Origin of the sequence: Floricoccus penangensis (assembly GCF_001832885.1) — a bacterium.
Classification (GTDB): Bacteria; Bacillota; Bacilli; order Lactobacillales; family Streptococcaceae; genus Floricoccus; species Floricoccus penangensis.
Window position 1 is genome coordinate 1 of sequence record NZ_MKIQ01000023.1, and the last position, 14,724, is coordinate 14,724.

17 protein-coding genes are annotated in these 14,724 nt (G+C 32.9%); 14 read left to right on the forward strand and 3 right to left on the reverse strand.

Annotated elements, in window-relative coordinates; translation table 11 throughout:
• Positions 1-131: 131 nt before the first annotated feature.
• From BG262_RS03300 to BG262_RS03310, 3 genes are all read left to right on the forward strand, one after another.
• Positions 132-1,130 carry an LTA glycolipid anchor biosynthesis glycosyltransferase, IagA/BgsA family gene (locus BG262_RS03300; RefSeq protein WP_070787459.1) on the forward strand — a complete coding sequence of 333 codons (999 nt, stop codon included), beginning with the start codon at positions 132-134 and terminating at the stop codon, positions 1,128-1,130.
• Positions 1,127-2,461, forward strand: a complete 1,335-nt coding sequence (locus tag BG262_RS03305) for a glycosyltransferase family 4 protein (protein ID WP_070787460.1) — start codon at positions 1,127-1,129, stop codon at positions 2,459-2,461. The genes BG262_RS03300 and BG262_RS03305 overlap by 4 nt, the downstream gene beginning before the upstream one ends.
• 134 nt (positions 2,462-2,595) lie before the next feature.
• Positions 2,596-2,820, forward strand: a complete 225-nt coding sequence (locus BG262_RS03310; RefSeq protein ID WP_070787461.1) for a YkuJ family protein — start codon at positions 2,596-2,598, stop codon at positions 2,818-2,820.
• A 25-nt stretch (positions 2,821-2,845) separates the two neighbouring features.
• On the opposite strand, the gene BG262_RS03315 is transcribed toward BG262_RS03310, so the two are convergent.
• Both BG262_RS03315 and BG262_RS03320 read right to left on the reverse strand, forming a co-directional pair.
• Positions 2,846-3,151 carry a GIY-YIG nuclease family protein gene (locus tag BG262_RS03315; RefSeq protein ID WP_070787462.1) on the reverse strand — a complete coding sequence of 102 codons (306 nt, stop codon included), beginning with the start codon at positions 3,149-3,151 and terminating at the stop codon, positions 2,846-2,848.
• Positions 3,138-3,890: a tRNA1(Val) (adenine(37)-N6)-methyltransferase gene (locus tag BG262_RS03320; protein WP_070787463.1), complete on the reverse strand. Its 753-nt coding sequence runs from the start codon at positions 3,888-3,890 to the stop codon at positions 3,138-3,140. Before BG262_RS03320 ends, BG262_RS03315 begins: the two co-directional genes overlap by 14 nt.
• Before the next feature lie 147 nt (positions 3,891-4,037).
• On the opposite strand from BG262_RS03320, the gene BG262_RS03325 reads away from it, so the two are divergent.
• From BG262_RS03325 to BG262_RS03365, 9 genes are all read left to right on the forward strand, one after another.
• Positions 4,038-4,664 (forward strand): lysophospholipid acyltransferase family protein, encoded by a 627-nt coding sequence (locus BG262_RS03325; RefSeq protein WP_070787464.1) that lies wholly within the window; start codon positions 4,038-4,040, stop codon positions 4,662-4,664.
• Positions 4,665-4,786: 122 nt separating this feature from the next.
• Positions 4,787-5,962, forward strand: a complete 1,176-nt coding sequence (gene dnaJ, locus BG262_RS03330; RefSeq protein ID WP_070787465.1) for a molecular chaperone DnaJ — start codon at positions 4,787-4,789, stop codon at positions 5,960-5,962.
• A gap of 126 nt (positions 5,963-6,088) precedes the next feature.
• A complete protein-coding gene (locus tag BG262_RS03335) occupies positions 6,089-6,616 on the forward strand; it encodes a YqeG family HAD IIIA-type phosphatase (protein WP_070787466.1) in 528 nt (175 codons plus the stop codon).
• A complete protein-coding gene (locus tag BG262_RS03340) occupies positions 6,598-7,176 on the forward strand; it encodes a histidine phosphatase family protein (protein ID WP_070787467.1) in 579 nt (192 codons plus the stop codon). The genes BG262_RS03335 and BG262_RS03340 overlap by 19 nt, the downstream gene beginning before the upstream one ends.
• A 172-nt stretch (positions 7,177-7,348) precedes the next feature.
• Complete coding sequence (locus BG262_RS03345) at positions 7,349-8,044, forward strand: lantibiotic protection ABC transporter ATP-binding subunit (RefSeq protein ID WP_070787468.1); 696 nt, start codon at positions 7,349-7,351, stop codon at positions 8,042-8,044.
• Positions 8,044-8,796, forward strand: coding sequence for a lantibiotic immunity ABC transporter MutE/EpiE family permease subunit (locus BG262_RS03350; RefSeq protein WP_070787469.1), 753 nt, complete (start codon positions 8,044-8,046; stop codon positions 8,794-8,796). The genes BG262_RS03345 and BG262_RS03350 overlap by 1 nt, the downstream gene beginning before the upstream one ends.
• Entirely contained in the window at positions 8,789-9,520 is a 732-nt protein-coding gene (locus tag BG262_RS03355; RefSeq protein ID WP_070787470.1) for an ABC-2 family transporter permease, read from the forward strand. The genes BG262_RS03350 and BG262_RS03355 overlap by 8 nt, the downstream gene beginning before the upstream one ends.
• Position 9,521: 1 nt before the next feature.
• On the forward strand, positions 9,522-10,190 hold the full coding sequence (locus tag BG262_RS03360) for a response regulator transcription factor (RefSeq protein ID WP_070787471.1): 669 nt from the start codon (positions 9,522-9,524) through the stop codon (positions 10,188-10,190).
• Positions 10,169-11,524 carry a sensor histidine kinase gene (locus BG262_RS03365; RefSeq protein WP_070787472.1) on the forward strand — a complete coding sequence of 452 codons (1,356 nt, stop codon included), beginning with the start codon at positions 10,169-10,171 and terminating at the stop codon, positions 11,522-11,524. The genes BG262_RS03360 and BG262_RS03365 overlap by 22 nt, the downstream gene beginning before the upstream one ends.
• Positions 11,525-11,702: 178 nt before the next feature.
• On the opposite strand, the gene BG262_RS03370 is transcribed toward BG262_RS03365, so the two are convergent.
• On the reverse strand, positions 11,703-13,127 hold the full coding sequence (locus BG262_RS03370; RefSeq protein ID WP_070787473.1) for an aminotransferase-like domain-containing protein: 1,425 nt from the start codon (positions 13,125-13,127) through the stop codon (positions 11,703-11,705).
• Between the two features lie 105 nt (positions 13,128-13,232).
• On the opposite strand from BG262_RS03370, the gene thiD reads away from it, so the two are divergent.
• Positions 13,233-14,045, forward strand: coding sequence for a bifunctional hydroxymethylpyrimidine kinase/phosphomethylpyrimidine kinase (thiD, locus tag BG262_RS03375; RefSeq protein WP_070787474.1), 813 nt, complete (start codon positions 13,233-13,235; stop codon positions 14,043-14,045).
• Between the two features lie 12 nt (positions 14,046-14,057).
• On the forward strand, positions 14,058-14,606 hold the full coding sequence (locus tag BG262_RS03380; protein WP_070787475.1) for an ECF transporter S component: 549 nt from the start codon (positions 14,058-14,060) through the stop codon (positions 14,604-14,606).
• Positions 14,607-14,724 lie beyond the last annotated feature (118 nt).

The window sequence follows — 14,724 nt, forward strand, 5'->3', positions numbered from 1 at the left end:
GACCAAGGTGTCGCAGGTTCGAATCCTGTCTTCCCGATAATTATTAGGAGTCTGAGAGGGCTCTTTTTTGTTTCTATAAACTTGTATTTTATCATATTTATTGTAAAATTATATATAATGAAAGGGTAATTATGAAAATTCTATTATACCTCGAAGGAGAAAAACTTTTAAATAAGTCTGGTATTGGTAATGCAATATTACATCAAGAGAGAGCATTAGATTTAATTGGAATTGAATATACCACTAATCCAAATGATAATTATGATATTGCTCATATTAATACCTATGGGCCAAAAAGCTTTTTTTTAATGAAGAAAGTAAAAAAACAAGGAAAAAAACTAATTTATCATGGTCATTCAACAAAAGAAGACTTTCGTAATTCTTTTATTGGTTCGAATACGTTAGCACCTTTGGTTGGAAGATATTTAACTTATTTATATAAACAAGCAGATTTAGTAGTTACTCCAACTGAATACTCTAAATCACTAATATCAGGTTATGGTGTTAAGTGTCCCATTTTACCAATATCAAATGGAATTGATTTAAGTAAATATGTAAAAGATGAATCAAAGGAAGAAAAGTTTCGTCAACATTTTAATATAAATGACAATGAAAAAGTTGTTATTTGTGCTGGTTTATACTTTCATCGAAAAGGTCTTGATGATTTTGTAAAAGTCGCTGAGAAATTTCCTGATGTTCGTTTTATTTGGTTTGGATATTCAGATCCCTATACAATTCCTAAAGAAATGAGACGAATTGTTAATGGTGATCATCCAAAAAATGTAGAGTTTCCTGGGTATATAAAAGGTGATATCTACCAAGGAGCAATGACTGGAAGTGATGTGTTCTTTTTCCCAAGTTATGAGGAGACAGAAGGTATTGTTGTTTTAGAAGCTCTTGCTTCGCGTCAAAATGTTGTGCTACGTGATATTCCCGTATTCGAAGATTGGTTAGATGATACTCAGGTTTCTAAGGGTAAGAATAATGAAGAGTTCGCTGAGAGAATTCAAGGTATTTTAGATGGGGAAATCAATAAAAAAGATGAAGGTTATAAAGTTGCTGAAAGTAAGTCAATTGACATTGTGGCACAAGAACTTGCAGACGCTTATAAACAGGTAATTAATTTATGAAAATTGGTATTTTTTCTGATACATATTTTCCTCAAGTTAGTGGAGTTGCAACAAGTATTTGTACTTTGAAAGAACAGCTTGAAGAAATGGGCAATGAAGTTTATCTGTTCACAACTACAGACCCACACTCTACAGATGATGATGATCCAACAATTATAAGGTTACCGAGTGTTCCATTTATTTCATTTACTGATCGTAGAGTCGTTATGCGCGGACTTTTTAGTACATACAATATCGCGAAGAAATATGGTATTGAAATTGTACACATCCAGACTGAGTTTGGTGTTGGTTTTTTAGGAAAATTTGTTGCTTCTCAGCTTGAAATTCCTATTGTTCATACTTTGCATACAAAGTATGAAGATTATGTCCACTATATTGCCAAAGGGCATCTGATTCATCCTGGGATGATTAAATATATGATGAGAATGTTTCTTCATAATCTTAATTATATTATTTGCCCTAGTCAGATGGTCTATGATACTGTAAATAGTTATGGTGTCAAAATTCCAAAAAGAATAATTTCTACCGGGATTGATGTTACTAAGTATGATCGCCCAGATATTACTGACGAAATGGTTTTTGATTTAAGAAGTAAACTTGGTATCGGTGATGACGAAAAAATGCTTCTTAGTTTATCTAGAATATCATCTGAGAAGAATATCCAAGAAGTTATCTCTGCAATGCCAGAAATTGTTAAAACTATTCCAGCTAAGTTAGTAATTGCTGGCGATGGTCCGTACCGTCAAAGCCTAGAAGAGCTAGTAAATGATTTATCAATGGAAGATTATGTCCAGTTTACTGGTATGATTGATGCTGCAGAGACACCAATATACTATCGAGCCGCAGATTTTTCAATTAGTGCGTCTGTGAGTGAAACACAAGGTTTGACCTATACTGAGAGTATTGCCTCTGGAACCCCAATAATAGCTACTGATAATCCATATTTAGAGAGTATAGTGAGTGATCCAGCTTTTGGATATCTATACAAAAGTGATGAGAAATTGTCTGATGCAGTTATTATTGCTGTCAATGACACACCAAAGATGACAAAAGACTTGCTTGACGATAAGTTATACAAAATTTCATCTGAATATTTTGGGAAGCAAGTATATCAACTTTATATTGATACTATTATATCTTATGATTATAATGATAGCCGTAACTCGAAGGAAGAATCATTTTCAGAATTAGTTTTGAAGACACCAATTTCTATGGCAAAAGAAGTTGCAAAAGCGCCAAAGCAACTTAGTAAAATGGCAAAGAAAGCTGGAAAGTCACTTAAAATATATGGTGATGAAGAAAATGATGATATTGATAGCTCTGAATTGTAAAAATTCAGAGTTTTTTAATAAAAAAGTCGTAAAAGCCATAAAAATAAGCAATTTTTTACCTATCTTGCTGATATTGTTTAATTATTATGGTAAAATTACTAAAGATAAGAATTAATAAATAAGAGGTTTAAGATATGAAATCACATTTAGTGGCAATTATTAGCCGTCTAACAGCTATGGCTGAAAGCGAAGGCGAAAAAGAAACACGTAATTTTGAACGTGAAGGTGTAGTTGTTGCCGAAGTAACTTTTGAAAAAGAAACTGAAACATTTACCCTTAAGTATGTTGAAACTAAAGAACTTGCAACTTTTGATAGCATTGACTTAGTAGCGATTGAACTTTTTGAATTACTTTACTAAAAATAAAAACTTTACTAAACAGTGATCACCTCTGTCTTGTAAAGTTTTTTTTATTTATTCCATGTTCAAGTAGGAAATCTTCCTTTTGCTTACGAGTGAGTTTATTCTTAAACCAGTATTCTCTTTTTAATGCAGAATTTTTATCTTCAAATCCTTCCGAATATAAAAGCTTTACTGGGAGTCTTGCTTTGGTATATTTAGCACCTTGGCCTTTATTATGAGTTTCTATACGTTTATTAAGATTTGTAGTATATCCTCCATAAAAAGTCCCATCATTGCATAATAGCACATAAAAATAAGCTTTTATATTTGTTAATTTATTGTTTTCCATAATAAATTTCGAAAACTTCTTTCGTATAACTACCATCTGATTCATGTAATATCAGAGGCGCTAGTATTTGTTCACCACTAGGTCTACCATCTTTGATTGCATCAATTAGTAGGATATTTGCGTTCGCACCAGCTTTAGGATAGACGAACTGAATTTTTTTAGGTATTAATCTTCTCTCCCTCATCTTATCAATGATTTCAAAAAATCTATCTGGACGGTGGACCATAGCAAGATGCCCATTACTTTTTAATAATTTCTGTGAAACAGTTAATATTTCATCTAGATTTGTTGAAATTTCATGACGAGCTAATGTGTAGTGTTCATTTTCATTGATATTTGAATCAAGATCTACTTTGAAATAAGGTGGGTTACAAAAGAGTAAATCGACACTTGATGGTTTTAGGTACTCTAGTGAATTTTTTAAATCATCATTGATTACCGTAACTTGCTCTTCTAATTTATTTAATTGAACTGATCGGCTTGCCATATCAGCAAGTCTGTCCTGTATCTCAATTTCATAAATTTTGGCTTGGGTGTTTTTACTAGCAAATAGTCCAACTGCTCCATTTCCTGCACACATATCAACAATAGTAGCATTCTTTTTAGGGATTCTTGGAAATCTGCTTAGAAGAACCGAATCTACTGAGTAACTAAACACATCTTTATTTTGAATTATTTTTACATCTGAAGAATGAAGCTGATCAATACGTTCACCTTCTTTTAAAATTTGATTTGGCATGAAGTTATTATATCAAATTCTATCTCTAAAGGGTACAGATCAAAAAATTAATACTTCTAAAAAATATTTTCTTGAATAATTTCATATTCGTTGTTTTTACATAAAAAATATTATAAAATAGGCTGACTAGAAAGATGGAGATATCATATGTTTTACGCATTTTTAAGAAATTTAGTAGCATTTTTACTTTATGTGGTGAATGGACGCCCAGAAGTTCATAATTTAGATAAATTACCAAATAAAGAAGAAAATTATATTTTAGTTGCTCCGCATAGAACTCTTTGGGACCCAATTTATTTGGCTTTCCTTGCTAGACCAAAACAATTTATCTTTATGGCTAAGAAAGAACTATTCAAAAATAAGATTTTTGCTTGGTGGATAAAAAAATGTGGAGCATTTCCTGTAGACCGTGAAAATCCTGGTCCAAGTGCTCTCAAAATTCCGATCAAAGAACTTAAGGAAGGCAATAAATCATTAATTATGTTTCCTTCAGGTACACGCCATTCTGACGAGCTAAAGGGAGGAGTTGTAGCCATTGCTAAGCTATCTAAAGCTAGGATAATCCCTGCTGTTTATCAAGGTCCCCTGACATTTAAAGATTTATTCAAGAGGAAAAAAGTTAAGATGAACTTTGGTGATCCAATTGATATGAGTGATATTAAACGGGCTAATGCTGAGGGAATTGATATTGTGACTAAGAGAATTGATGAAGCATTTAAGAGTTTAGATTACGATTTAGATCCTAACTATAAGTACATACCAATAAAAAAATAAAAAAAATGATTAGCACTTGATATGTTTGAGTGCTAAATTTTTTGCTTTTAATGGTCAAAAATGGTAAAATATATGTATTAAGAATAAATATAATAAAGTGATAGTATAAAGAGGTAATATATATGGCTGAAAAACGAGATTATTATGATGTACTAGGAGTTTCTAAAACTGCTAGTGATGATGAATTAAAAAAAGCATACCGTAAACTTTCAAAAAAATATCATCCTGACATTAACAAGGATGATAATGCAGAAGATAAATATAAAGAAATTCAAGAGGCTTACGAAAACCTAAGTGATCCTCAAAAACGTGCTGCATACGATCAATATGGGTTTGCCGGAGCTAATGGAGGTTTCGGCGGTGGCGGAGCTGGAGGATTCTCTGGTTTTGACGGTTTTGATGGATTCTCTAGTGGAGGTTTTAGTGGAGGTTTCGGAGGATTTGAAGATATTTTCTCTAGTTTCTTCGGTGGAGGAGGCGCTTCTCAAGCGAGTGCAACAGCACCAAGACAAGGAGATGATCTGCAGTACCGTATCAATTTAACGTTTGAAGAAGCTGTTTTCGGTGCAGAAAAAGAAATTAAATATAATCGTGAAGAAATTTGTCACACATGTGATGGAAGTGGTGCAAAACCAGGAACCGAAGCAGTTACATGTCCAAAATGTGGAGGAAGTGGTCAAGTTCAAGTTGCACGCGAAACTCCAATTGGACGAGTTATGTCAACACAAATATGTGATGTTTGTCATGGTACTGGTAAAGAAATTAAAGATCCATGTCCAACATGTCACGGAGAAGGACGCGAAAAAGTTGTTCATACTGTTAAAGTAAAAGTTCCAGCTGGAGTTGAAACTGGTCAACAAATGCGTTTAGCAGGTCAAGGTGATGCCGGAGTTAACGGTGGTCCTTATGGAGACTTATATGTAATCTTTAATGTTAAGAAAAGTAAGAAATTCCATAGGGAAGGCAGTGAAGTTTATTATGACTTACCAATAAGTTTTATACAAGCAACATTGGGTGCTGAAGTAGAAGTTCCAACTGTTCATGGTAATGTTAAATTGAAGATACCTGCAGGTACTCAAACAGGTACTAAATTCCGTTTGAGAGGAAAAGGAGCTCCAAGGTTGAATGGAAATAGTAATGGTGATCAAACTGTTACTGTTAATATCGTAACTCCTAAGAAACTTAATGATGAACAAAGAAAAGCTCTTGAAGAATTTGCGAAAGCAAGTGGAGAAGATGTAAATCCACAGAAAGAAGGATTCTTTGATAAAATAAAAAAGGGTTTCGAAGATCTATAAGATTTGATTAACTTTAGATTAAGCGATTTGTATTAATCAGGTAAAACTGATAAATACAAATCGTTTTTTATTGGATATTTGAGCCCATATATTTACTGATATTTCAATTGATAGTATAATACGCATATGAATATTGAAAATTATAGGCCAGACTTTTTACTGGAAGCTGTTTACCAGCTAGATGCAGAGAGCTTGAAGAAACATAACATTTCTACAGTTATGGTAGATTTAGATAATACGCTAATAGCTTGGAATAATCCTGATGGAACACCAGAACTTCGAGCATGGCTTGAAGAGATGAAGAGAGAAGGAATTACAGTTATTGTTGTTTCTAATAATACTCATAGTCGTGTGGAGCGAGCAGTATCTAAATTTGATGTACCATTTGTAAGTCGTGCTCTAAAACCTTTTACGCGTGGAATTAACATGGCATTAAAACAACTTAATGAAAAACCTGAGAATGCAGTAATGGTTGGTGACCAGTTAATGACAGATATCCGTGCAGCTCACCGCGCAGGAGTTCGTAGCATCTTAGTTAAACAACTAGTTGAAAGTGATTCTTGGCAGACTAAATTTAATCGAGCACGTGAAAGACGAGTTTGGAAGAGAATCATCGAAAAGTATGAGGAACCAGAATGGAAGAACAGAATTTAAAAGCAATCTATTTTGTTAGACATTCAATAAGAGATACTTCAATGCAAGAGGACGCTGGAGCGAGCTTAACAGAAGAAGGATTAGACCTAGCTGAAAAACTGAAGCTCTATTTTATAGGTAAAGACATCAAAGAAATCTATACTAGCCCATATCTACGCACAGTTCAAACAATCACACCAGCTGCTAATTTACTTTCTATTATCTCGGTTGAGGACAATCAATTAAGAGAGCGTGAAATTGGAGCTTGGATTGATAACTTTTCAGAATATGCCAGCAAACAATGGGCAGATTTTTCCTATAAATTAGATAATGGTGAATCCCTGGAAGAAGTCCAAAAACGTATGTATGAAGCATTTAAGGGAATAAATTCCAAGTCAGAAGGTAATTATATACTTTCTGGACACGGCACTTCCTTAGAAATTCTTTTTAACCAATTAACAAATGGTGAATTTGGTTATGATGAGTGGAAAGAAATGCAACAACCTCATGTTTTTAAGTTGGTTTATAATGTTGGGAAAGATGCAGTTGAATCCTTTGAAAGTGTAGAGTTTCAAAATTAAATTATAAATAAGAGATGATGTTTAAGACATTGTCTCTTTTATTTTATGAATATAAAAGTATTTTTGACTTTTGTTCTTATGGAATTAAGATTTTTAAAAATATTTTCTTTTGATTATAATTTAGTTATTTTTCCTTTATATAATTCGTTTATAAAGAATGGAGGGTAAGGATATGGAATTATTAAGATTAGAGAATATCAGTAAGGAATATAAGAATCAAGTTGTGTTGAGAGATGTGTCTTTGACTGTTGAGGAGGGGCAAATTTATGGATTGTTGGGGCCGAACGGTGCAGGAAAGTCAACTCTTTTGAAGATTATTACTGGGGTGATTCGTTCAAATGGTGGTCAAATGTTTTATGGTGGGAAGAAGTGGTCGAAGTCGGATTTGACAGATATGGGAGCTATTATAGAGAGTCCTGCAATTTATCCAAACCTAACTGCGCGTGAGAATTTATTGGTTATGACCCTGTTGCTTGATATTAATAAAAGTCGTATTGATGATATTCTTAAAATTGTTTCCTTAGAGGATACGGGAGATAAGTTAGCTAAACAGTTTTCACTTGGTATGAAGCAGAGGCTCGGTATAGCTATGGCTTTGATAAATAATCCTAAGTTACTTATTTTAGATGAGCCAACTAATGGGCTTGACCCAGTGGGGATTTTAGAATTGCGTGAGTTGATGATTTCATTAGCACAGAAAGGAATTACAATTATTTTATCTAGTCATATTCTGAGCGAGGTTCAACATGTAGCAGATAAGATTGGAATTATTCATAATGGATACTTATGTTACGAGGGCTTAAATGATAAGGATAGTACTGATTTGGAATCACTATTTATGGATATAGTTGGTGGAGGAAGGATTTGATGTTAAAGATTTTAAAATCCGAGTGGTTAAAAGAAAAACGTTCAGCGAATGCAAAGCTTCTTTTATTGGTACCTATTATTTTTACAATTTTTAATTTACTAATGGTTAGGATTATGGGAATAAATCCGGTGGGACAAAGTTATATTATGGCGACAGCCTTCAATTGGTATCCACTAATTATTTTACCGACGGTGATTTCGTTACTAGTGGTGAATATTACAAAAAAAGAAAAAGAAACTAATAAGATTAAATTTAAAAGTCTGGGTTTAGATTATAACAAGCAAACAGTTTCTAAAAATCTCGTGGTTGTTTTTGAACTGGCGATTATGATTATTATTACTTCGATAATTGTATATTGTTTAGGTACTTTTCTTTTAGGAGAAACTATACCTACAAAGCAAATTATTTTAGCAAGCTTTTACTTATTTATTGGAAGTTTACCAATTATTGGTATATCATTTTTATCCACTAATTATCTAAAGGGTCCGATAATTATTATTTTGAATTTTATTCTAACTATTTTGGGTGCTCCTATAGCTACTGAAAATTATTGGTGGTTATATCCTTGGAGCTATAGCCTGAGGATGCTGTGTCCAATTCTTGGTATTTATCCGAATGGTCTTTTTTTAGAAAATGATTCTTACCTTTTTAATTCAAGTGTTCTTTATCTGGGTACAGTAGTTAGTTTAATGGTTTGGCTTGCTTGCCTTATTTTTCAGTATTTGATTGATTCAAGGAGAGATAATGTATAAAATAATTAAGGCACAATGGTATAAAACTCTTAGGACACCTGTTAGTATTATCTTATTAGTATGTCCTTTACTTTTTTCCCTTTTATTACTGTTATATTGTAAGGAAAGTACTTATGCTAAAGGTATTGAGCTTAATGTATTCTTTCTACTATTCACAATAGTTGCAACTTTTTCTCTTAGTTTCTTTATTCCAATGATTTATGAACCTGATAGGGAGGCTTGCTCTTATGCCAATGAACTAAGAATAGGTAGAAGTCGCTCTAATTTATTCATTGGTCGCTTTATACTGATAATCATTCTATTAGCTATCATAGAAATTTTTGCAGTTATCATATTTATTATGGGTGGAAATTTATTTTTAGATATAGATTTTAATTCTATTCAATTAGTAAATTATTTCTTTATTTTTTATTTAACAAGTTTTCCGATGATAATAATTTATCAATTTATGACACTCAGGTTTAACTATGTTGGTAGTATTTTATTAGGTTCATTTATTAGCCTATCATCAATCCTTTTGGGTACTACAAATTTGGGAGAATTATTTTGGAAATGGCTTCCTTTCGTGTGGGGGATAAAAATAAATTCTATTTATGGAAATAGTATTAGTGATGTAAATATTTATTTTTATCTTTTATTAAGCCTTGTTTTCACAGCATTCTTGATGATAATTTTCATCTTTTGGTATAATAGATGGAGTGGACAGACGCAATTGGAGGAATAAGATGAAAATTCTAGTTATAGATGATGATATAGATTTATTGAAATTAATTTCCAATAGCTTAAAAAAGGATTATGAGGTAACCACCGAAATAGATGCAGAAAAAATTGATATTAATAAGATTAAAGATTATGATCTAATTTTACTTGATGTGATGATGCCTCAGATTTCTGGTTTTGACTTTTTACGGCAAAATAGAGGGTTAATTGATGTTCCGATTTTGCTTTTAACAGCGAGGGATTTTGAGGAAGATAAAATTGAGGGATTTGCAATAGGTGCAGACGACTATATAACAAAACCATTTTCTATTGGTGAATTAAGAGCAAGGGTTGCTGCTCATATTAGAAGAGAAAAACGTGAAAAACATAGATGTTTAGTCGATCAAAAGATTTCTTGTGATTTACTTTCTAAGATTTTCTATTTTGATAATGTTCCAGTTAATCTTACTTCGTCTGAGTATAAAATTTGTGAATTACTTTTAAAGAATAAGGGGCAAGTTTTCTCAAAGGAGAAGATTTATACCTCAGTATATGGATATGCTGCTTTGGGAGATAGTAAAACATCTATAACGGAGAGGATTAAAAAGATAAGGAACAAGTTTGAAGACTATGGAATTAGTCCTATTGAAACGGTTTGGGGAGTAGGTTATAAATGGGGAACCAAAAAAGTATAGGTCGTTTGATATTAAGGTATTCGATTATTGAATTACTTTACACAGTCTTTAGTCTTATTTTGTTTGCTTTTCTTTTAAATTTTTTAGTTATTAAAAATATTATTTATCCAGCATCGTATTTGTCAGAGCAACTTCCTACAGTCGAAAAAAATTTTAATAATAAAGATTGGAATATAGAAGATATTCCCTATTTCTATGACTATAGATTAGTTGATGGTAACAAAATTATACAAACCATTGATAGTAAATATGATTCTTATATTAAAGAGGCTAAAAAAGATGGCAGTGCGATGAATTCTGCCTTGTTTGCCAACAGAAAATTTGTTTATCTCAAAAATGGTGATAAAGAGTTAACGGTTAGTTTTCGTTTTAGTCCGATTTTTACTTCCAAAAAACTATATCAATTTATTCCTAACTTTGAAGGAGCATACTGTTTAATATTTTTAGTAACTTGGATTATAGGTTTTTTATTATTAGTAAGACGTACTTCTGTAATCATTAGTAGGGAGCTCATTAAAGTATCAAAGACAAATTCATATATTAAGCAAATGAGGTTAGATTATCCAAGAGAAAATAGTAAGTATAAAGAAGTGAGCGAACTATTATTCTCTCTTGATTCAATGAGTGAGGAATTGAAGAAGTCGTTAGAATTACAATGGTCTATGCAGGATAAGGAAAAGGAGCTAATACAATCTGTAACCCATGATATAAGGACTCCTATAACTTTAATTAAAGGAAATTTGGAGCTATTAGAAGAAGAGGCGAAAAATTGTGATAACGAACTCATAGAAGATGTACAAAATGGTGTTGAGAGGCTTGAAGCATATGTAAGTAAACTTTCAAACCTCTCAAAAGAGATTAATTCAGTTGGGAAAAAGGAATTTATCTCTAAGGATGTAATTGACTACTGGAATAATAATCTAGTGAGCATATGCCAAACTAATAATAGAAATCTAAAAGTCTTGAATAAAGATACCAATTATAAGCTTTTGATTGATAAGGAAGGTATTGAACGTGCCCTTGAAAATATTATTATGAATTCCATCGAGAATTCACAAAAAAGTAGTGATATTTTCATCTCATATGTTTCCGATGAATTGGGATATAAAATAGAGGTAATTGACCAAGGAGAAGGATTTGACAAAGAAAAACTTCAATATTATACTGATAAATATTTTACAAGTAAATCAAATGATGGTACAGAACATGGACTTGGCTTATATATTGTAAATGATATTGTGAAGACAGGTAATGGGAATTTGATTTTAGGGAATGCTTATAAAGAAGGTAAGATACAAGGAGCAAAAGTAACTTTGCATTTTATGATTACTTAAAAAGAGGTCAGTATACAGAGTTGCAACCTATATACTATATTTTAATCAACTATAGTCACTTAAAAATAGATTAATACATCGTTGACTCATCTCGATGAACGCTAGTTCTATCATCAATTCGTCGCCTTGTCTTATTTCTATTTTAATCAACTATAAAAAGACACTGATTATGACTCAATCAATGTCTTTTTTTTAATTCTTCTGTAATTTTTTCCAATACTTTAAAGAATTCTTGGATATTATTTTCTGTCAGTCGGGTATAATTCAGTCTGAAAGACTGGCAGTTGGAACTGAATAAGAATGAGGGGGCAATTAATACTTTTTCTTGAAGAAAGAGGTCCCAATCTTTAATTTTGAGTGGTTTGCCAAGGTATGTCATCCAATAGTAGAGCCCACCTTCAATGGACTGGAATTTCCAATCATTGCTGAACATACTAGCTTCTTTTTCAAAGGCGGTACTTTTTTTGGTAAGTTGGGATAAGAGTTTCTTCTGTTTACTTTGATAGTCTGGCTGGGTTAAGGCTGTAGTGGCTAAAAGTTGGGGGAAGATTTCTGTCTGGCTATCCATTCTTTTTTTGGCACTAGCGAGGTTGTGGATAATGTTTTTTGGTGCTAAGAGCCAGCCAATTTTGATGGTTGAACCAAATATTTTTGAAAGGGAACCAAGATAGATAACAGTTTGTGGGGAGAGTTCCTTGAGTGTTGTTGGACTTTTATGGAAGGCGAGCTCTGAGAAAACATCGTCTTCGATAATGGGAACTTGATATTTGCTACAGATTTCAATTATTTCCTTGCGACGACTTAGGGGCATAGTGAGTCCTGTTGGGTTTTGATAGCTTGGGTTGAGATAAAGGAGTTTAATCTTTCGATTGATGAGAACCCATTCAAGTTCTTTAGGTATTATTCCTTCATTATCTTGAGGAATTTCTATTAGGCGAATGCCAAGTGAAGCAAATAATGGAAGGTTGGCTAGAAATGACGGATCTTCGGTAGCAAGCATATCTCCGCTTTCAAGAAGTGTACGCATGAGGAGGGAAATTCCTTGGGTTGAACCAGATGTGATTAGTAAATCTTGGGTCGACATATTGATATGAAGTGTGTTTTCTAAATTTTTACTAATTACGTTTTTTAAGGGGATATAGCCTGTAATATCTCTTTTTTCTTTTTCTTGCATGACTTTATCCCATGATATTGCAGGAAACTGAAAATCAGGTATTATTTCTTTGGGTAGCTCTCCTGTATAGAGGTCAATACAATCTGAATTAGACTGAATCTCTTTTAGTTTTTGGATGTAGGGATCTTCCTTGAGAAAGGGGCTAGTCCATAGCTGTTGCCAATTGGCTTTTGGTGTTTGACGATTAAGTAGAGGGCCGCTTGCTACTTCTGTGCCGCTTCCTTGTCGTCTTGTAATCCAACCAAGGCTTACAAGTTCATCAAGCGCGTGGACAATTGTTGAGCGATTGACATTGTACTCCTCTGCCAGTTTACGCTCTGGTGACAGCTTATCGCCTGCAAGAAGGTTACCACTTTCAATCTCTTGGATAATATGATTAATTACTTGCCTGTAAAAGGGTTCATTTTTATTTTTATCAACTTGCCACATTATTTTTCCTTTCGAAAATTGGATGGTATAAATATAAGCCAATTGGCTCTTTTAGTCAAGCTAAACTTTCTATATACTTTAGAAAAAAGTCTAGGAGATGATTATATGAAAAAAGTGTTAACAATCGCTGGTTCTGATTCAACTGGTGGAGCTGGTCTACAGGCTGATTTAAAGACATTTGAAGAATATGGAGTATTTGGATTTTCTTCAATTACTTCCGTTGTTACAATGGATCCTGAACAAGGTTGGAGTCATGAAGTTACAGACCTTGGTGTTGATTTATTAAGGAAACAATTAGTTTCAGTTTTTGCAGGAGAAGGAATTGATGCCCTTAAAACGGGTATGATGGCAAGTGAAGATAATATTGAGCTTGCTAGTCAGTTTATTAAAGAATACGATATTGAAAAAGCCGTCATTGACCCAGTTATTGCATGTAAGGGTACGGCTCAGATTTTACAACCTAAGAGTGTAGAAGGATTGAAAAAGTTCTTGATTCTCAATGCTTATGTAACTACTCCTAACCTTATAGAGGCAGGAATCTTGTCTGGTCTAGGAGATATTACAAGTGTTGAAGGTATGAAAGAGGCTGCGAAAATAATTTCAGATTTAGGTGCTAAAAATGTTGTTGTTAAGGGTGGACATCGTTTAGGAATTGATAAGGCACTTGATGTTTTCTATGATGGTCAAGATTTCTTTGAGCTAGAAAATGAACTTTACAAGACAGACTTTAACCATGGGGCAGGTTGTACCTTCGCTGCAGCAATCACCGCTGGAGTTGCAAAAGATTTAAGTCCACTTGAATCTGCTAAACTAGCAAAAGATTTTGTGGCTGCAGGAATTAAAAATGGCGTAAGAATTAACAAGTATGTCGGACACGTATGGCATGGTGCATACAATAAGGCAGAAGATAGATTATAGGAGAAAAATTTAATGAGAGATAGAAGGATTCAAGATATAGTTTTAGTGGCACTTTTTGCAGCCTTGACTGCAGTAGCGACAACAATTAAGATTCCAATGCCTACAGGAGCTTTTGTACATTTGGGAAATTCAGTATTACTATTGTCAGTATTACTTTTAGGATATGTCAAAGGGTCGCTTGCAGGAGGATTAGGTTTTGCCATATTTGATATTTTAAATGGGTACGCAAGTGAAGCACCATATTTTATTTTAGAAGCATTTATTGTTGGTGGAGCTGCATACTTAGCTTTCTTATATTTCAAAAAGAATCCAACAAACGTTGGTCAATTAGTAATTATAGGTATTGTGACAGGTATTGCAAAGGTCGGGATGACATTTTTGAAAAACTTTGTTACTCAACTTTATCTTGGTCAAGGCACAGGTGCTGCAGCTGGCTTAGCTGTCGCTAAACTGCCAGCAACTTTAATAAATGTTAGTGTAACTATATTAGTTGTGGCAGTTTTATACTTCCCACTGAGAAATGCTCTTGAGAAGGTTGTACCACAAGTTGTTTCTAGTTAATTAACACATATATTATTTAAAAAGAACCTTATTTTTGATAAGGTTCTTTTATTTATGCAAAAAATTAATAAATATTCAAAAATAACTTGATAAAAATACATAAATATTGTATATTTAT